The 16,478-nt window shown below is 70.2% G+C and carries 19 protein-coding genes; 11 read left to right on the forward strand and 8 right to left on the reverse strand.

Translation table 11 applies throughout. The features are described 5' to 3' along the window. Positions 1-46: 46 nt before the first annotated feature. Positions 47-838, forward strand: coding sequence for a helix-turn-helix domain-containing protein (locus ACQP03_RS15290; protein WP_357395567.1), 792 nt, complete (start codon positions 47-49; stop codon positions 836-838). Next, the gene (gene cutA / locus ACQP03_RS15295; protein ID WP_357395564.1) at positions 835-1,164 is read left to right on the forward strand and encodes a divalent-cation tolerance protein CutA; all 330 of its coding nucleotides are present in this window, start codon (positions 835-837) and stop codon (positions 1,162-1,164) included. The genes ACQP03_RS15290 and cutA overlap by 4 nt, the downstream gene beginning before the upstream one ends. Here cutA and ACQP03_RS15300 read toward each other — a convergent pair. Both ACQP03_RS15300 and ACQP03_RS15305 read right to left on the reverse strand, forming a co-directional pair. After that, on the reverse strand, positions 1,085-2,335 hold the full coding sequence (locus tag ACQP03_RS15300; RefSeq protein WP_357395561.1) for a helix-turn-helix domain-containing protein: 1,251 nt from the start codon (positions 2,333-2,335) through the stop codon (positions 1,085-1,087). The two genes, cutA and ACQP03_RS15300, sit on opposite strands and share 80 nt — an antisense overlap. Before the next feature lie 154 nt (positions 2,336-2,489). Further along, on the reverse strand, positions 2,490-2,924 hold the full coding sequence (locus ACQP03_RS15305; RefSeq protein WP_357395558.1) for a hypothetical protein: 435 nt from the start codon (positions 2,922-2,924) through the stop codon (positions 2,490-2,492). Here ACQP03_RS15305 and ACQP03_RS15310 point away from each other — a divergent pair. The 4 genes from ACQP03_RS15310 (at position 2,923) to ACQP03_RS15325 (ending at position 4,913) form a co-directional block, all read left to right on the forward strand. After that, a complete protein-coding gene (locus ACQP03_RS15310) occupies positions 2,923-3,084 on the forward strand; it encodes a hypothetical protein (RefSeq protein WP_357395555.1) in 162 nt (53 codons plus the stop codon). The two genes, ACQP03_RS15305 and ACQP03_RS15310, sit on opposite strands and share 2 nt — an antisense overlap. Next, entirely contained in the window at positions 3,071-3,814 is a 744-nt protein-coding gene (locus ACQP03_RS15315) for a helix-turn-helix domain-containing protein (protein WP_433461035.1), read from the forward strand. The genes ACQP03_RS15310 and ACQP03_RS15315 overlap by 14 nt, the downstream gene beginning before the upstream one ends. Then, entirely contained in the window at positions 3,739-4,218 is a 480-nt protein-coding gene (locus ACQP03_RS15320) for a hypothetical protein (protein ID WP_433461037.1), read from the forward strand. Before ACQP03_RS15315 ends, ACQP03_RS15320 begins: the two co-directional genes overlap by 76 nt. Positions 4,219-4,445: 227 nt before the next feature. After that, a complete protein-coding gene (locus ACQP03_RS15325) occupies positions 4,446-4,913 on the forward strand; it encodes a DUF3592 domain-containing protein (protein ID WP_357395551.1) in 468 nt (155 codons plus the stop codon). A gap of 43 nt (positions 4,914-4,956) precedes the next feature. Here ACQP03_RS15325 and ACQP03_RS15330 read toward each other — a convergent pair whose 3' ends face one another. The 4 genes from ACQP03_RS15330 to ACQP03_RS15345 form a co-directional block, all read right to left on the reverse strand. Next, positions 4,957-7,035, reverse strand: a complete 2,079-nt coding sequence (locus tag ACQP03_RS15330) for an ATP-binding protein (protein WP_357395547.1) — start codon at positions 7,033-7,035, stop codon at positions 4,957-4,959. Beyond that, the gene (locus ACQP03_RS15335) at positions 7,032-7,589 is read right to left on the reverse strand and encodes a DUF6879 family protein (RefSeq protein ID WP_357121883.1); all 558 of its coding nucleotides are present in this window, start codon (positions 7,587-7,589) and stop codon (positions 7,032-7,034) included. Before ACQP03_RS15335 ends, ACQP03_RS15330 begins: the two co-directional genes overlap by 4 nt. Before the next feature lie 7 nt (positions 7,590-7,596). Further along, entirely contained in the window at positions 7,597-7,818 is a 222-nt protein-coding gene (locus ACQP03_RS15340; RefSeq protein WP_357121886.1) for a hypothetical protein, read from the reverse strand. A gap of 177 nt (positions 7,819-7,995) precedes the next feature. After that, positions 7,996-8,646 (reverse strand): winged helix-turn-helix transcriptional regulator, encoded by a 651-nt coding sequence (locus ACQP03_RS15345; RefSeq protein WP_357395544.1) that lies wholly within the window; start codon positions 8,644-8,646, stop codon positions 7,996-7,998. Between the two features lie 75 nt (positions 8,647-8,721). Between ACQP03_RS15345 and ACQP03_RS15350 the strand changes: the two genes are divergently transcribed. From ACQP03_RS15350 to ACQP03_RS15360, 3 genes are all read left to right on the forward strand, one after another. Next, entirely contained in the window at positions 8,722-9,240 is a 519-nt protein-coding gene (locus ACQP03_RS15350; protein ID WP_357395541.1) for a pyridoxamine 5'-phosphate oxidase family protein, read from the forward strand. 27 nt (positions 9,241-9,267) lie between these two features. After that, on the forward strand, positions 9,268-9,852 hold the full coding sequence (locus ACQP03_RS15355) for a dihydrofolate reductase family protein (protein ID WP_357395538.1): 585 nt from the start codon (positions 9,268-9,270) through the stop codon (positions 9,850-9,852). A gap of 177 nt (positions 9,853-10,029) precedes the next feature. After that, the gene (locus tag ACQP03_RS15360) at positions 10,030-11,142 is read left to right on the forward strand and encodes a tetratricopeptide repeat protein (protein WP_357395535.1); all 1,113 of its coding nucleotides are present in this window, start codon (positions 10,030-10,032) and stop codon (positions 11,140-11,142) included. A 13-nt stretch (positions 11,143-11,155) separates the two neighbouring features. Here the strand turns inward: ACQP03_RS15360 and ACQP03_RS15365 are convergent, their stop codons facing one another. Further along, positions 11,156-13,954, reverse strand: coding sequence for a CHAT domain-containing protein (locus tag ACQP03_RS15365; RefSeq protein WP_357395532.1), 2,799 nt, complete (start codon positions 13,952-13,954; stop codon positions 11,156-11,158). 73 nt (positions 13,955-14,027) lie between these two features. Here ACQP03_RS15365 and ACQP03_RS15370 point away from each other — a divergent pair, with 73 nt between their 5' ends. Both ACQP03_RS15370 and ACQP03_RS15375 read left to right on the forward strand, forming a co-directional pair. Continuing rightward, positions 14,028-14,429: a hypothetical protein gene (locus tag ACQP03_RS15370; protein WP_357121904.1), complete on the forward strand. Its 402-nt coding sequence runs from the start codon at positions 14,028-14,030 to the stop codon at positions 14,427-14,429. After that, entirely contained in the window at positions 14,426-15,328 is a 903-nt protein-coding gene (locus ACQP03_RS15375) for a hypothetical protein (RefSeq protein ID WP_357175585.1), read from the forward strand. The genes ACQP03_RS15370 and ACQP03_RS15375 overlap by 4 nt, the downstream gene beginning before the upstream one ends. A 41-nt stretch (positions 15,329-15,369) precedes the next feature. Here the strand turns inward: ACQP03_RS15375 and ACQP03_RS15380 are convergent, their stop codons facing one another. Continuing rightward, the gene (locus ACQP03_RS15380) at positions 15,370-16,416 is read right to left on the reverse strand and encodes an aldo/keto reductase (RefSeq protein ID WP_357175582.1); all 1,047 of its coding nucleotides are present in this window, start codon (positions 16,414-16,416) and stop codon (positions 15,370-15,372) included. Positions 16,417-16,478: the final 62 nt, after the last annotated feature.

Genomic DNA, 16,478 nt, shown 5'->3' on the forward strand with positions numbered 1-16,478 from the left:
CGGTTCCGCACCGCAATCCAGTCCTCTGTCCGGAGGTGCCGCAGACATGGCGAAGAAGCCGGACACCATCGGCGCCAGGATTCGGTACTGGCGGCTGCGTCGAGGTGGCATGACCCAGGCCGTCCTTGCCGGGCTTGCTGGCGTCACCCAGTCGTACGTATCGCAGGTCGAGTCGGGTCGGAAGACCGTCGACCGCCGCTCCACTCTGGTTGCTCTCGCCGCCGCACTCCAGGTCACGGTGGCCGACCTGCTCGGCCAGGGCACCGAGCCCGGATACCCCGCCCGCGAGGCCGCCGCCGAGTGCGTGCCGGCGATCTGCTCGGCCCTGATCGAGATCGAGGACGGCGAGCGCCGCCAGCCGACCTACACAACGGAACGCCTGGCAGCCGAGATCGCCCGAGCCGATCAGCTCCGCAACTCGTGCAACTACCCGGCCATGGCCCGCATGCTCCCGGGCCTGCTGGCCCCAGGTACCCAAGATGGCATCGATCCAGGCCTCGTGAACCCCGTTGTGGTGATAGCAGCTCGCGAAGTAGACAGCGAATGCGATGTCGCCCTCGTAGATGTTGGCCCAGGTCCGGTCCGCCGCGTGTCGCAGCAGTGGCACACGAACTCGCGTATCTGGCGACTGCTCTCATCGATCACGAGATTCACGGCGCGAACAGTAATGGCGACGAGCGTCCCAGACGATCCCTCGGGCGGTGGCTCTCAGCGTATCGGCCGGCAGGGCTTGTCCGCAGCCGGGCTGTCTCCGAACAGCCCACACAGACAATGCTTCTGTTTGTCATTACTGGATGGTCTGAGTCGTGTCGCGATGCCGCTAAGGTTTAACGGATGAGCGACTACCTCCAAGTGTCAACGGCCACCGAGACACGCGAGGTCGGCGTCCGGCTCGCGACGGGGGCAGTCGCCGCCCGGCTCGCCGCGAGCGGACAGGTGATCGGTCCCGTCACCAGCGTGTTCTGGCACCACGGCGCACAGGGCTCGGGCGAGGAGTGGCAGGTGCTGCTCTACACCACAGCAGAGCGATATCCGCAGTTGGAGCGATTCGTCCTGGACGAGCATCCGTGGACCAACCCGCAGGTCAGTGCGGTTCCGATCGTGCAGGGTTCGACGGAGTACCTGGCGTGGTTGAGTCGTTCCGTCGAGGGCGCGGAGGCATAGCCGCAACGAGGGCCCGAAGATCGGCGACGCACGGCAGCCCTGCGTGCGGCTCCACGCGACGTAGGAATGCGTCAATTCGCTGCTGTGGCCGGACGGAACCGACGCCGGAGGCAAGGCGGACGGCGCTTGCCGCAGCCTGGCACGCCTGCTCGACCTCGTTCGCGTCCAGGTAGGCGTCAGCAAGCCAGGACAGGTAGAGCGCCTTGTCGCGGGCCTGCGTGTCACAGAAGGTCGCCAAGGCGCGCTCCAACACCGGAATTGCGCGAAGCGGCCGGTGGAGCACGGTCTGGCAGCGGCCGGTCATGATCGCGCCTTCTGTGTCGTCCACCCAGTACACCCAGTCCGGCTCGGGCCGGTCGTCGCGCTCGGCAAGAAGGGTCGTACCGGTTCCGAGATGCCGGTCGGCGGCCGGCGCATCGCCAGCGACAGCGGATGCCCAGGCAGCCCGCAGGTGCAGCAACGTCCGCACCCGTGGTGTCGCCGTGGTGCCGGCGGTCTCGCAGGCCGCGCTGGCCACGTCCGCACCCCGACGCCCGGTGGCGAGTTGCTGGTACGCAAGGAATGCCATCGCGTTTGCCATCAGCGCGTTGTCGTCGGCCTCCCGTGCGGCGGCAAGGCTGATCCGGAAATTGCCATCCGCGTCGGGATGGTCACCCGCGTCGAACGCCGCCCAACCGGCCAACTGCGCTTGCTCGGCGAGGACCGCCAGCAGTCGCCGACCCGTGCGCTCTGCGTACACGCCGTTTTGGATCAGTCGCGTTGTCGTCTCCACCTCGGCCGCGTACATCTGACGGGTGTCAGCGCCACCGAGATAGTTGTCGAGCCGGCGTAATCTCGCCGTTCGCTCGGCCAACTGCCCAGGCGTGCCACTCCCGACATGTCGACCGTGGGCGAGCAGGGTTTGTGGGAGTGCGGCAGTAACGCCGGCGGCGGCGACGAAAACACGACGGCGGATGCCCTGACGCGTTGCGGCCAGTGCGGACAGCTCACCACCGGCGTGAAGAGCGTCGTCGACGTGTCGGGCGACATGAGCGGTGGGTGGCTTCGCGCCGGTCTCCAGCTCGTGCAGGTAGGACTTGCCGTAGTAGGTCTGCTTCGCAAGCTCACGCAGTGACAGACCACGCTGGCCGCGAAGCTGGCGCATGCGCTCCGAGAACGACACTTCAGTCATCGCGATCACCCCAGGTCGGCTGGTGGCAGCTCTCCAACCCCTGCGGGTCAAGGATTGCCATCCGTCACGCTAACGCTGCCGACTGTCGCCGTCACGTCTGAACTATCGGCATTGTCGTCCGCGGACGGGCGGAAGCACCCGTATACCTGAGTCGTTACTTGGCGTCGTATTGATCGGACGTGAGCGCGTAGTCGACCGAAGCGGGCGGCTTGGCTTCTGAGCTGCCGACAGTCGCGCGAACGATCGCGCGCTGGAACTGCTGACGGCTGGCGTCGCGGGCGTCAGTGAGGAAGCCAGCGGCGCGGAGTGGCACGGCCGCAACCTGATGCACCTCGCCGTCGCGCAGGCGCAGGCCGGGGACGTGGCGGCGGCGCGCGAAACCCTCGCGGCAGCAGACGCCATCGCCCTTGCCGCAGCCTACCGAGAACTCGCCCGTGAAGTGGCCGAGACGGGTCACCACCTTCGCCTGTCCGCTACGCCGTAACGGACGCGTTTCGCCTGGTACGGCACTGAATGCCGCATCGACGATGACGGTGGGTGACGGCGTTGGATAGCTGATGCCGTACCCACTGGTCAGGGAGGTGGGCATGCCAGGCGACGAACCGACGAGCAAGGGTGAACAGGCTGAAGCTGCCGAGCGGGAGGCGGCCAAGCAGCGCATTCTCGCGCAGGCCGAGGCGGAGCGCGTACCCGTGGAGGACACGACCCGCGCGGTCCCGGACCGGCGGTGGCGGCGTGACAGGGGATGACGTCCCGATCGGGCGACGGGTGGCGAGCTGGCGGGTACGGCGGCAGATGACCCAGCAGGTGTTGGCCGACCGGCTGCGCAGGTCGAAGAGCTGGGTCGACAAGATCGAGCGGGGTGTCCGCCCCCTGGACCGGTACTCGGTCATTCAGGAGGTGGCCCACGTCCTGCGCGTCGAACCGGAGGCGCTGCTCGGCCAGCCGCCCAGCACTCCGGCGGGCACGCCGGACGGGGTGGACGACATCCGGGCCGCGCTCGCCCGCTACGACACCCCGGAAGCCACCCAGCAGACGCCGGAAGAGGCAAGAGGGCAGGTCGGGCACGCCTGGTTGACCTATCAGCATGCGCACTACGGGGAGTTGCTGCGGGTGCTGCCGGGTCTGCTCGACGCCGCCCAGGGCGCGCGGTCGGCGGAGCTGCTGGTGTCGGCGTACCGGATCACCTCGTCGCTGCTGGTCAAACTCGGCGAGGCCGATCTTGCCTGGTTGGCCGCCGACCGGGCGATGGGCGTCGCCGGTGACGACCCGGTCCTCGCGGCGACGGCGGCCGTGTCGGTCGGGCAGGCGCTGCGCGCGTCGCGCCGTGACCGCCTGGCCCTGGCCGCGACGCTCGCCGCCGCGAACCACGTCCGGCCGCGGCGGTCGGCGGGGAGTGGGCCGTGGGCGGGACGCTGCTGCTCCAGGCCGCCCTCGCCGCCGCCGGCTGCGGCGAGCACCGGCACGCCGCCGCGCTGACCGACCGGGCCGCGGGCGTCGCCGCAAACCTTCGGGGGTACGACGATCAGCATCGCACCAGCTTCGGCCCGGTCGCCGTCGAGCTGGTACGGGTGCTGCTGGCGAACGCGCGGGACAACTCGGTGGAGGCGCTACGACGGCACTCGATCGTGGTGCGGCGGGAGGGCTGGCGGTGGTTGCCGGCCGAGTATCGGGGCGCTTACCTGCTCGACGCGGCGCGGGTGTACGTGCACGCCGGGGACCTGCGCGGGGCGGCGCGCGCTCTGGTCGACGCGGACAGTGTCGCGCCGGCCGAGGTTCGGGGGCGGCCTCTGGCGCGTACCCTCATCGCCGATTGTGCGCGGGCGCGGCCGGCGCCGGCCGGCGTGGCGCGACTGGCGACGCTGGTCGGCCTCACCCGCTGAACGCCCCACCGAGCTGTTCGGACTGGTCGGCGGGTTTGTCGCACCAGGGCGGGCCTCTATGTACTCCGATGAGGTTGATGACTCAGCGGTATTTTGATGCCTCAGAGTCATCAGCCTCAATCGGGAGTTGCCTCGGGCGCTGCGCCACGCCGGCGATCAGCCAGCCGGTGGACTGGGGATCGTGCCCACCCCGCAACCCCTTGCGTGGCGCGGATAGCCTCTCGGCCATGGCTGAGTACCGCAATCCCACTGGTGTCTCGGCGCTGCGGGCCGCACTGACGGCAATCATGTGCGGAATCCTGGTGACCGGTCTCGGCGTCACCATCGTTTGGGATCATCGAGGGTGGCCGGGGGAGGTCTACACCAGCGCCACGGTGATCAGCTCATCTGAGACGCCACCACGCGCGAGTCGCCATGGGACGTACTACGAATTTCAGTACGCCGTCCCCGATGGACGGCAGGTGCTCCGCTGGGAGTTGGTCACCCGCAGCGGTTCCCCCAACCGCGACGGTGACTCCGTCACGGTCCTCTACTCGCCGGATGCCCCGGAGCGGGGCCGGCTGTGGGTGTCCCGAGACGGGGCGGAGTATCTGGTCGCGCTCGGCGGGATAGCGCTCGTGTTCGTCGGGCTCTGGGGCGTCACCCATGAGCTTCGCAACCGGCGTCGGCGACGGCATGCGGCAGCCCCCGCGTAGTTGACGCGACGCCTGCCGGCGCTACGACGGCACTCGAGCGTGGTTAGGTGCTCTGGTCGCTGCCGATCTGCGCGAGAGAGCTGCGAACGACACCAGCATGGGGATCTGCCAGGGGATCGAGGATCTGTAGTGCCTGCTGCCAACAGCGTTGCGCGTCTTCGTGCTGGCCTGCGGCGTGATGGGTGTCGCCAAGCGCTGCCAGCGTGAGTCCTTCGCAGCGTCGGTCGTCGAACCTGCGGAACAGATCCAGGGCGTGCGTGTGCCGTTCCAGGGCCTCGTCGAGTCGGCCGAGCTGCTGATACGCCAGGCCGAGGGGGTAGGAGGCCCATGCGACGCTCCAGTCATCGTTGATGCTGCCGAGGATGGCGACTGCTTCCTGGTAATGGGCGATGGCCGTGTCGAAGTGTCCTCGTGCGCGGTGCCCGTTGCCGAGGCTGAGCAACGACATGCCCTCACCTCGGGTGACGTCGTGGCGGCGGAAGACCTCTCGCGCTTGCCGGTAGAGTTCCATGGCTTCGTCGGTCTGCCCAAGCTCCTCGTGGATAAGGCCCAGGCCGCGAAGGCAAAATCCTTCCACCCAGTGGTCGCCGACCTCACGGCTCGCGGCGACGCCTTGGTGATAGCAGTCGAGCGCGGTGGCGCGCTCCCCTGTGCGCCAGTAGGCGTCGCCGAGGCAGCGGAGGTTGGCGGCTTCGCCGAGACGCGATCCGGCCGAGCGTGCCGCACGCAGGCCGATGAGGTGGATATCGCGCCAGTCGGCCCAGTACGACCTCAGTTCGAAGAAACCGTCGCTGACCACCGGCAGTTGCCAGGCGATGTCGAGTTCTCCCAGATCGTCGGCCTGCCGGACGGTGTCCAGAAGGTTCAGCCGCTCACGTTCGAACCATGCCATCGCCTCGGCCACCGTGCGTGGAGCGGCGAGGGCGACGCCTGGTTCGGCTGGGGCCAAGTCCACGGCATGCGAGTACGGCAGAATGACCTTGCGGCCCTCTTCGGCCATCAAGAGATACCAGGAGTAGACACGGCGGCGTGATTGGCGCTGCTGCTCGGGCGTCTCCTCGGCCTGTGCTCGTTCGAGCGCGTAGGCGCGGAGAAGATCGTGGAACAGGTATCGGTCGCGGGCGGGGTTCTGCACCAGGTGCGCTGCCGTGAGCTGGTCGAGCAGACTGCGGGCTCGGGGCAGACTCACGCCAGCGAGGGCCGCCGCTGCCGCCGCCGAGATGTCGGAGCCGGCGTGAAGGCCGAGTAGTCGAAAGAACCGTGCCGTGTCGGTGGGCAGCGTCTGGTAGGACCACGAGAACACCGCCCGTACGTCGGAAAGCTCGTCATCGTCGACCGCGAGGGCGTCAAGTTGATGCTCGGCCAGGGCGAGATTTGCCACGAACTCCGCGAGGGTGACATGGGGAGAGTTGGCGATGCGCTCCCCGATGATCCGCAGAGCGAGGGGGAGGTAGGCGCAGCGGCGAGCAAGTTCAGCGGCGGCCTGCGGCTCCGCGCCGACGCGGTCCCCGCCGATGCTGTCGCTGAGCAGCGCGATTGCCTCGTCAGAAGACAGAACGTCCAAAGTCATCCGTGACGCTCCTTCCCGTGCCACGAGGCCGGAAAGTCGGCTGCGGCTGGTGACGATCGCCATGCAGGTCGGTGTGGCCGGGAGTAGCGGCCGGACTTGACCGACGGTGGACACATTGTCCACCACGATCAGGACGCGCTTGCCGCTCAGGACGGACCTGAACAGGGCAGCACGTCCGTCAGTGTCCGTGGGGATTTGCTCCGCCGGTACGTGCAGAGCGCGGAGCAACGTGTCCAATGCCTGGCCGACATCGAGGGCTGGACCAGGGCCGTAGCCGCGCATGTCGACGTAGAGATCGCCGTCGGTGAACCAGCTGCGTGCTCGGTGAGCCCAATGGACGGCCAGCGCTGTCTTGCCAACGCCGGGGGCGCCCGCGATGGCAGCCACGATCATCGGGAGGCCCGCAACCGAGTGGTTTTCATCGCTCGGCAATGCCGCGTCCAGGCGGGTGAGGGTCTGCTCGCGGTTGACGAAGCCGGTCGCGTTGCGGGGAAGTTGACGCGGCGGCTGGAGGCCCGCACGCTGCCACCCCGTCGGCGAGCGATCAGTCATGGGACCTTGATCTGTCGCTGGTCTGTGACCTTCCTATAGGGGACCGATGCCGCGACGGCCGCATCACGCCACAGATTGGCCTGCACGATCTGATCTGCCTCGCTGACCAACTCGCCGGAGACGAAGCGCCCCTCCTCGTCGTAGTACATGGCCACCAGCCGCGTTGAGTCGAACAACCAGTAGTCGTAGTGCGGTAACGCGGCCGGCCAGTCGTCGTCGGAGACCACGATGAGGCGGACGTCCTCGCCTGCCTCGACGGTGTGCTCGTAGGCCCAGCCGCACTCGAACCGCACGTAATCCGACAGCGGCTCGGTGATGACATGGACCCGGTGCATGCGCTTGCCCGCCGACACCGCCGCCCGCACGGTGTCGCACCAAGCCGCGATCCCCGGAAACTCGCCGCGGGTCTCACCCGCCAGGAACCGCGCGAACTCGTCCTGCTCGTACGACACGTCGTATTGCTGAAGCGTCTCCAGCCGGTAGGCCGTGTATCGGAAGTCGCGGAACAGCTGGTTGAACTCGTCGTCATCGAGGGACGTGAACGACCGGGTCAACGCTCGATCACCGCTGCTCGGACTGGCGGTAGCGCTCAATGGCACCGAGCAGAACCTGGGCGGGAATCCGCACCGCGCCTTCACCAGGAAGAACGTTCTCCAGCTGGCCGACGGTGTCCTCGTCGATGAGGTTCCCCTGAACGACAAGCTCCCCGCTCTCTCCGAGGTAGACGGTAGGGCACCCGTTCCCACCCGAGCCGGGATCCTTGTAGAGCTTGGTCAGCTTCATGGTGACCTCCATCAGAGAAGCGGACGGCTGACAAGTGCTGTCGGTCAGGAGAGTAGTGCGCAGCGTAGTTGCCCAACAAGCCGATACCGTGCGTCTGGCCCGTTGATGCGTACTCTCATCGCCGATGTCGCCCGGCGCCGGCCGGCGTGGCGCGACTGGCGATGCTTGTCGGCCTCATCACGTGAACGGGGTCAGCAGAAGGTCGGTGAGGCGCCGCTGGGCGTCCTCGTCGCCGGTGAGGCGCAACGCGCCCGACTCCACTGCCGCCGAGAGGGTGATCTCAAAGCCGCAGACGGCCCGGAGGGTGTCGATGTCGGTGGTGAGCGTCGCGTCGGGGTCGGGCGCCGTGCCGCGACGGATCTGCACCGCGTCCTCGGCGACCTCGGCGAGGATCGTGTCGGCGTCGATGTGGAACGCGTAGGTGCCGGCGAGTTCCGGGGCTCGCGCCGGATCGAAGGACGCCTTGACGCTGAGTAGCAGGGAGTCGACGCCCAGAGCGCCCTCGGGCATCTGCGGTGACTGGCTTCCCCAGCGCCCGAACTGCAGGAGGATGGGCTCCAGGGCGCGGCCCCACTCGGTGAGTTCGTAGAGGTGGACCCGCGTCGGCGGCCCGAGGTCCCGCCGTTGCACGACGCCCTGCTCGGTCAGTTGGCGCAGCCGCTGGCTCAGCACGTTGGGGCTCACGCCGGGCAGGCCGCCGAGCAGGTCGTTGAAACGCCGGGGGCCGAGCAGGAGGTCGCGGACCACCAGCAGCGCCCACCGCTCCCCGATGACGTCCAGTCCACGCGCGACACCGCACGGATCCCCATAGCTACGCACGCCGCTCATGACCGTCAGCCTACCTCGATCCTAATTTAGGAGTTGCACTTGTTCTGTAGGAGTTGACCCTCTACGTTGACTCTCATGAGCCTGCCCAACGCCGAGGCGGCAAACCTGCCGCAAGGTGATCTGAAGCTGCTGGACACCGCCCTGGCGCAACGCCTGCTCGGCGCGCCCGTGGCACGCCTCGCCTACACCAGCCGGGACCTGACGCCCCGGCTGATCCCGGTGAACTTTCTCTGGACCGGTGACGAGCTGGTCGTCGGCGCGTTCGCCGGCACCTACAAGATCCGTGACCTGCGCGCCAGGCCGGACGTGGCCGTCTGTATCGACACGGCGGACGGGCTTCCGGAGGTGCTCATGCTGCGCGGGCAGGTCACCCTGACGGAGGTCGACGGCGTCCTACCCGAGTACGCCACCATCCAGCGCGCCGGGATGGGCGACGAGGCGGGTGCCGCCTACCTGGAGGCGATCGACAAGCCGGGCCTGCGGATGGTCCGGATCGGCCTGCGCCCCACCTGGGTCGGACTCGTCGATTTCCAGCAGCGGTTCCCGAGCCGGACACCCGAACCCGTCCGAGCCGCGCTCAGCGGCGGTCACTGAGCCCGAACCAGCACAGAGGACGAGGGTATGCGCAAGATAGTCGTGTCGATGTGGACCACGCTGGACGGGTTCGTCGCCGGTCCGGACGACGAGATGGACTGGCTGCTGTTCGGCGAGCAACTTCAGCGGTACGAGCGGAGCCTGGTGGACAACGCCGGCAGCCTGCTGCTGGGCCGGGTCACCCACGCCGACTTCGCCAGCTACTGGCCGCTGGCCGCCCAGAACCCCGACGAACCGGACGAGGTCCGAGGATATGCCCAGCGCGTCGACGCGCTGGAGAAGATCGTCGTCTCCGCCTCCGGCAACACCGCGACCTGGCACAACACCCGGAGACTGGCCCGTATCGACCCCGACGAGATCGCCGAGCTCAAGCGCGGGTCCGGCGGGGACATCGTGGTCTACGGCAGCCTCAGCGTGATCCGGTCCCTTGCCGATCTCCGGCTGATCGACGAGATCCATCTCCTCGTGCACCCCGTCTTCCTCCGCCAGGGCAAGGCGCTGTTCGACAGCGGTCAGCCGCCCGTACGACTGGAGCTGGTGTCCGCCGAACCCTTCGCCTCCGGGGTCGTCCTGATGACGTACCGACCGGCGGGTGCCGTCGCCACTTCTTGATCGCCCCGGTTGCGACGGGCGGCAGGTCGCGGGATCACCGATGTTGCGGTATCCCCGACCGTGCATGCCGCAACATCGGGGAAGTCGCGCGAATCTTGGGGTCGGCGAGGTGCCCGCGCACGTGGTCTCCTGTATGGACGGGCCGTGAGGCTGTCGACACCGCCGGAGGTGCGCGCAGTGGGCAGATGGTTCAACCGCAGCCGTAAGCGTGACGACGAGCCACCGCGTGGACCGGAGCCGACCGGCCCGGTCATCGAGATCACCGTCAGCGGCGGCGGTCGTCCACCGGCGACGCAGACCATCGGTGGTCCGACGGCCTTCGGGTTGCAGTACCACGCCTTCCACGAGCAGTACGGCGGGGCCGACCCGCGGACGTTGGACGCGGGACACCGCTACGCGCAGGAGTTGATGCGTACCAGGGACGTCGACAACGCCGTGACCGTGTACCAGGAGGTCGTCGGGTTGCGCAGCTCGGCGCAGGGGGCGGAGCATCCCGACACCCTGCGCACCAAGCACAGCCTGGCCTTCGCGTTGTGGCAGCGCGGTTCGCACGCCGAGGCGGAACTGGTGCAACGGGACGTCTACGAGGCACGCCGCCGGGTGCTGGGCGACGACGACGCCGAGACGTTGCGCAGCGGCAACAACCTCGGCTGGTTGCTGATCGAGTTGCGTCGGATGGACGAGGCCGAGCCGCTGCTGCGGCGGGTCGCCGACGGTATGGCGCGGACGCTGGGCCGGGACGACGCGGACACCCTGGCCTGCCAGATGAAACTGGCCGGCCTTCAACACCTGCGGGGCGACAGCCAGCCCGCCGAGCGGGCCCTGCGGGACGTGGTCCGACGGATGACCAGGACGTTGGGGCCCACCAGCCCGGTGACGCTGCAGGCGCGCAGCAACCTGCTTGTCGTCCTGCTCGACTCCGGCCGGGCGGCCGAGGCGGTCGACCCGGCCCAGGCGCTCGCCGACGACGCGGGGCGCGCGCTCAACAACACCGACGGTGTCTCGCTGCACGCCCGGCACTCCCTCGCCAGGGCGCTCGCCGGGGCGGGGCGGCCGGCTGAGGCGATCCGGTTGCTGGCCGACACGCTGCCGGACAGTGAGCGGGGCCGGGGCGTCGATCATCCCGGAACCCTGGAGATGCGGATGCTCTTCGCCCAACTGCTCATCGAGGCGGGTGACCGGCGGGCCGGCAGCGCGGCGCGGGCCGCGCTGGCCGGGTGCGAACGCGTACACGGCCCGACCCATCCCGACACGGAAAGGGCCCGCGCGCTGGTCCGGCGTACCCGCTGATCCCGCCGGAGGGTCAGCCGCCGGTGTGGATGTGCGCCGCCCACAGCGTCGGCGCGAGCGGATAGCGGTCCCGCAGCCCGCGTACGGCCGAGTGCAGCGCGTATGCGGCCGATGAGGTCGCGTCGCCGTGCGCGTAGAAGGCGGTGGTCAGGGCGAGGGAGATCGCGTCGTCGACCTCCCACAGGGTGCCGATGACGTGCCGGAACCCGGCGAGTTGGAAGGCGCCGGTGATGTGCAGCGCCTCGTCGACAAGGGTCGGCGGGGCCTGGGCGGTCGCGCAGGCCGACAGGAAGGCGAACTCCGCCTCCAGGTCGAGCCGGGACACGTCGGCCACGGTGAGCGGGCTGTCCTGGTGGTCGTGCACGAGCAGCCGGCCCTGCGCCGGGTCGTGCGGATCGGCCACGGCGTGGCACGCGAAGTGCGCGTACGCGGAGTCGGCCAGCCGGTCCAGGATCTCCTCCCGGGTGGCCCGCGCGTCCATCCCGAGCCACGCCCCGGGTAGCGCCCGCGCCGCCGACGCGGCCTCGCGTTCGGCGCTGGGCAGCGCGCCCAGACCGCCGGGGGTGGCGCGCATCGCCACGACGCAGGACCGGGCGTCGCGGCGGGACTGCCGCTGCGCGGTGCGTCGCCGGGCGAGCGCGGTCACCGTCGGGGTGTAGGAAGAGACCACCCGGTCGAGGGCGGACCGGCCGGCTTCGGCCTGCGCGGCGTGCAGGGGAAAGAACGCCAGCGGGCCGACCGGGCACCACCAGACGCGCGGCAGCTCGCCGACCGCCCCGGGCGCGCCGATCGCGTCCAGCACCGGCTCGACCAGGGCAGACCACAACCAATTGAGTACGCCGCCGAGCACCGACTGGGCGCGCAGACGGCTCCGCGCGTCCACCGACGGATCGGACGCCGTGGTGGTGGCCTGCTGGAGCAGCCGCAACTGCGTCACCGCGTCGCTCAGCGACAGATCCGGCAGCGGCAGCACCGTTACGCGGTGCTCCCGCAGGATGAGCGCGTCGCACCGCAACTCGCTCGCGATCGGCACGATCACGGTCCCGTCGACCTGGTCGAGCAGTTGCCGTGCGGTGGGCGGGCGCAGGAAGTCACCCAGGCCGGGCAGCTCCCGGATCGTCGTCAGCAGCACGTTCCACTCGGTCTCCCGGTCCCGACCGAAGGTGGTGGGCCGGGACGATTCGGGAGCCGGCGCTTCGAAGTCGCGGCGCATCCGCTGGAAGTCGGCCGCCAGACGCCCGTCGGCGCGTTGGAGCGCCGCCCACTCGCCGTCCGCGGTCAACCGTTGGTGCAGCAGCAGACCCCGCCCACGCTCCAACAGCTCCAAGGCCCGCTCCGGCTGCCCCGCGCCGATCGCGCAGGAGGCGGCGGTCGCCGCCAGCCCGGCCGTCGAACCGAGGTCGGCGTACTGGTCGTGCCGGGTACGCCCGCGCGACGCCAGCCGGGGCAGCAACGTGATGGCCTCGTCGAAGGCGTCCGCCGCCTCCCGCCACCGATCCAGCGCGGTCAGCGTGTAGGCCGCCTTGTCGAAGGCCTGAATCCGGACCGGCACGGCGCCGGACTCGATGCGGCCGGCGGCGAGCGCCCGCTCCGCGGCCTCGGTCAGCAGGGCGGGTTCGCCGGTACGCAGGTACGTCGCCCGCAACGCCTGGGCGATGGACAAGCCGGTCTCGACCCGCTGCGGATCGCGCGCGGGCAGGGCGTCCAGCGCCTCGCGCAGCAGGGCGAGCGACTCCTCCAGGTAGGCGGGCTCCCCGGTGGCGTCGTAGAGCAACCGCAGGCTGTAGCCCAACTGGTCCAGGTACGACGCGTGGTTGGCCTCGCCGCGTACGGACAGCGCGAGCGCTCGGCGCAGCAGGCCGATCGCCACTTCCAGGGCGGAGACGTCGCCCGTCAACTGGTGCGTCTTCATGCCGACGGTGGAGAGGCTGGCGAGCGCCGTCCGATGGTGCGGATGCCGCTCTCCGACGGTGTTCACCACGGCGGCGAACTCCTCCCAGGCCTGGCCCAGCAACTCGGCGCGGCCGGTGCGGTCGACCAGGGTGAGCAATGTCTGCCCCAGCAGGAAACGCGGATCGTTGCCCTGCGGGGTGTGCTCCCGCAGCACCGCGACGGCCCGTTCGACGTCGGCGGTGTGGGTGGTCCCGGACGCCCGGGCCAGCAGGCACCGGGCGCGCAGCACGACGATCTGGTCCTGGTGGGGCCCGACGGCGTCCACCGAGGACAGCAGCTCCAACGCCTCGTCGACGTAGTCCTCCACCCCGGTGAGCTGGTAGGCGCGCACCAGCGCCTCCGCGTGGATGCCCCGCAACGCGGGCAGGTGCTCCGCGCTGATCCAGTTCTCGGCCATGTTGGCGATGGAAGTGAGCCGGTAGAGCGTGTCGACCGAGCCGTCGAAGTCGTGCCGGACCCGATAGACCTGGCACTTCTTGAGCATCAGCACCGCGCTGTTGCCGAGGTCGGCCGAGGCGTCCTCGGCGAACTGCAGATACTGCTCGGCGATGTCCAGGAGTTGCGGCGCACTCTCGATCCGGGCCCTGGCCAGCAGCACATCGGTGTACGTGGTCAGCGCGCGGACACCGTGCGTCGTACCCAACTCCTCGGCCAGGAAGGAGTCGGCCATCGTGCGGATCGCGGCCTCCAGCACGACGGTGGCCTCGATCAGGCCCTCCCGTGCGCGGTCCGCCTCGTACCGGTCGAGCAGCGCGGCCCCCAGCTCCACCTGGGCCTCGGTCCAACGCCGTTCGCCGCGCCGCTGCCCGGCCGCCACCCGACGCCAGTGGTCGACGGTGTCCCTCGCGTAGCGACTCACCGGCACACCTTCCCCTCGCGGTCGCTCCCCAGCCTGCCAGCCGGACGCCACATCGACAGGGGATAATCAGCCGATGAGTCAATCGGTTCCGGACAGGCGACTCGACGACGACCGGGCGACCCGGCTGGCCCGGATCTGCGCGGACATCGCGCAGGTGGGCGACCTGCTCGGCCCGGAGCCGACCCGCGCGCTGACGCGGCTGCGTGACCGCTCGCTGTCCGACCAGGGCGTGGACGCGGTGCTGGCCGAGGTGACCGAGTTGATGCGCCTCGCCGGGCTGGTCGGTGGCGACACGACCGTCCGGGGAGACCGCTACCTGCCGCTGGCCGGCATCCGCGGCCGCCGCCCGGAGGTGGTCCAGGTGTGCCCCGCCGACCTGTGCGACCGGGTCGAGATACCTCGGCCGGACGGCGGCCCGCCACCGCGCTGCGCCGTGTGGGACTGCCCGCTGCCGGCGTTCCGGATGGACCGGTGAACGCGCTCATCGCCTCGCTCGGCGGCAAGCTGGCGGAGCGGTGGCTCGCCGCACTGGCGCTGCCCGGTGTGGTGTTCGTGGCGATGGCCGCCGTGGCGCTGCGGCTCGGCCACGCCCACTGGTGGGACCTGGCGCTGCTGCGGCGGGAGGTGGACCGGCTCGCCCTCGGGTCACCCACGCGCAGCACCGGATCCGCGCTGCTGATCGTGCTCGGTGTCGTGCTGGGCGGTGTCGTCGCCGCGATGGCCGCCCAGAGTCTGGAACGCCTGGTCGTGGCCCTGTGGACGCAGGACTGGGGTCGGGTCGGCGATGCCGTGACCCGCCGGCGGCGACGCCGGTGGAACGCCGCCATGGACCGGTACGAGAACGCCCTGCGGGACAAGGCACGCCGGTTGCGGTCGCCCGCCGACGCCGCCGGACCGCTGCCGGACACCCAGGCGCTCGCCCGCGCCTGCGACCGGATCGCGTTGACCGAGCCGGACCGGCCGACCTGGATCGGTGACCGGATGCAGGCCACGGCGGTACGGGTGCGGGCCGGCTACGGCCTGGACCTGGCCGCCGCGTGGCCCCGGCTGTGGTTGCTGCTGCCCGAGGAGACCCGGGGGCCGCTCGCCCTCGCGCAGGCCGACTTCGCCGCCGCCGCCCGACGGGTGGGCTGGGGGCTGCTGTACCTGGCGCTCGGCCTGCTGTGGTGGCCCGCGGCGGTCGTCGGCCTCGGTCTGTGCGTGGTGGGCTGGCGACGGGGCCGGGGTGCGGTGTCCGTGCTGGCCGACCTGGTGGAGGCGGTGGTCGACCTGCACGTACGCACCCTCGGCGCCGCGCTGGGCCACCCCACCGACGGCGCCTTCGGCACGGCCGACGGCGAGGCGGTGACCCTCCTGCTGCGCAAGGACCGGTGAATTCCGGGTCACGTGCAGTTCGCCGCGACGAACTTCCGGCATCAGATGGCGGGAACGACAGGACGGTCGAGCAGGGTGCGGTCGCCGTCGACGCCCTGATCCAGCGCGGCCGCGACATCCTCGTGCGGGGCGCCGGGCCGGATGGCGCTGACGTCGTCCAGACGCCGGTAGTGCTGGTCGCTGAGGTCGAGGTCGAGAGACTTCAGGTATTCCTCCAACTGGGTCGGGGTGCGCGGGCCGACGATCGGGATCATGGCCGTGGAGGCCAGTGCCGCCCGGCGACGCAGCCAGGCCAGGGAGACCTGGGCCGCGCTCACACCGAGTTCCTCGGCGATCGCGAGTACGGCGTCGACGACAGCGGTGCGCTGCGCCGTGCCCTCGACCGCGTCGCCCCGGGCGGTCAGCCGGCCCGGTGCGCCCTGCCGGTACTTGCCGGTCAGCAGGCCGCCGGCCAGCGGGGAGTAGAGGATCGCGCCCAGGCCGTGGGCCTGCGCCATCGGCAGCAGCTCCCGGTCGGCGGATCGCTCGGCCAGGCTGTATTCGGTCTGTATGCCGACCAGGGGTGCCAGGCCGCGCAGGTCGGTGTGGACCGCGGCACCGGCGACCCGCCAGGCGGGGAAGTTGGACAGCGCGCCGTGCAGGATCTTGCCGGAGCGGATCAGGTCGTCGAACCCGGCCAGGATCTCCTCGATCGGCGTGACACCGTCGGGGAAGTGCGGCATGAAGATGTCGACGTAGTCGGTGTTCAGACGGCGCAGACTCGCGTCGAGAGACCGAACCATGATCTTGCGACTGTTGCCGGTCGTGCCGGGGCGCGGCGGGGCCTGCCTGCTCCCGCTGTACTTGGTGATGATCACGAAGTCGTCCCGTTGACGCCCGAGCAGCCCGCCCAGCACGGTCTCGGCCTCCCCGTCCCGGTAGAGGTTGGAGGTGTCGAACGTGGTGCCGCCGGCCTCGACGAAGGCCCCGAAGATCTGTCGCGAGGCCTCCGGGCCGGCGCCGGCGTCCGAGGTGCTGAAGTTCGCCGTCCCGAGCGCGTACTGCGACACGCGCAGTCCGGTAAGACGGCCGAAGGTCTGGTAGCGCATGGCGGGCTCCTGAGTTGCGGTGCGAGGAGGTACGCTCTCGACAGTAGCAAGAAAAACGAGGG

The organism is Micromonospora sp. CA-248212 (assembly GCF_050948405.1).
In the GTDB taxonomy this organism is placed as follows: Bacteria; Actinomycetota; Actinomycetes; order Mycobacteriales; family Micromonosporaceae; genus Micromonospora.

Bases quoted from the DNA above. Each gene is read 5' to 3' on its own strand.
- ACQP03_RS15290 (WP_357395567.1), top strand. From the start codon at position 47: ATGGCGAAGAAGCCGGACACCATCGGCGCCAGGATTCGGTACTGGCGG.
- cutA (WP_357395564.1), top strand. From the start codon at position 835: ATGAGCGACTACCTCCAAGTGTCAACGGCCACCGAGACACGCGAGGTC.
- ACQP03_RS15300 (WP_357395561.1), bottom strand. From the start codon at position 2,335: ATGACTGAAGTGTCGTTCTCGGAGCGCATGCGCCAGCTTCGCGGCCAG.
- ACQP03_RS15310 (WP_357395555.1), top strand. From the start codon at position 2,923: ATGCCAGGCGACGAACCGACGAGCAAGGGTGAACAGGCTGAAGCTGCC.
- ACQP03_RS15305 (WP_357395558.1), bottom strand. From the start codon at position 2,924: ATGCCCACCTCCCTGACCAGTGGGTACGGCATCAGCTATCCAACGCCG.
- ACQP03_RS15325 (WP_357395551.1), top strand. From the start codon at position 4,446: ATGGCTGAGTACCGCAATCCCACTGGTGTCTCGGCGCTGCGGGCCGCA.
- ACQP03_RS15330 (WP_357395547.1), bottom strand. From the start codon at position 7,035: ATGACTGATCGCTCGCCGACGGGGTGGCAGCGTGCGGGCCTCCAGCCG.
- ACQP03_RS15340 (WP_357121886.1), bottom strand. From the start codon at position 7,818: ATGAAGCTGACCAAGCTCTACAAGGATCCCGGCTCGGGTGGGAACGGG.
- ACQP03_RS15345 (WP_357395544.1), bottom strand. From the start codon at position 8,646: ATGAGCGGCGTGCGTAGCTATGGGGATCCGTGCGGTGTCGCGCGTGGA.
- ACQP03_RS15350 (WP_357395541.1), top strand. From the start codon at position 8,722: ATGAGCCTGCCCAACGCCGAGGCGGCAAACCTGCCGCAAGGTGATCTG.
- ACQP03_RS15355 (WP_357395538.1), top strand. From the start codon at position 9,268: ATGCGCAAGATAGTCGTGTCGATGTGGACCACGCTGGACGGGTTCGTC.
- ACQP03_RS15370 (WP_357121904.1), top strand. From the start codon at position 14,028: ATGAGTCAATCGGTTCCGGACAGGCGACTCGACGACGACCGGGCGACC.
- ACQP03_RS15380 (WP_357175582.1), bottom strand. From the start codon at position 16,416: ATGCGCTACCAGACCTTCGGCCGTCTTACCGGACTGCGCGTGTCGCAG.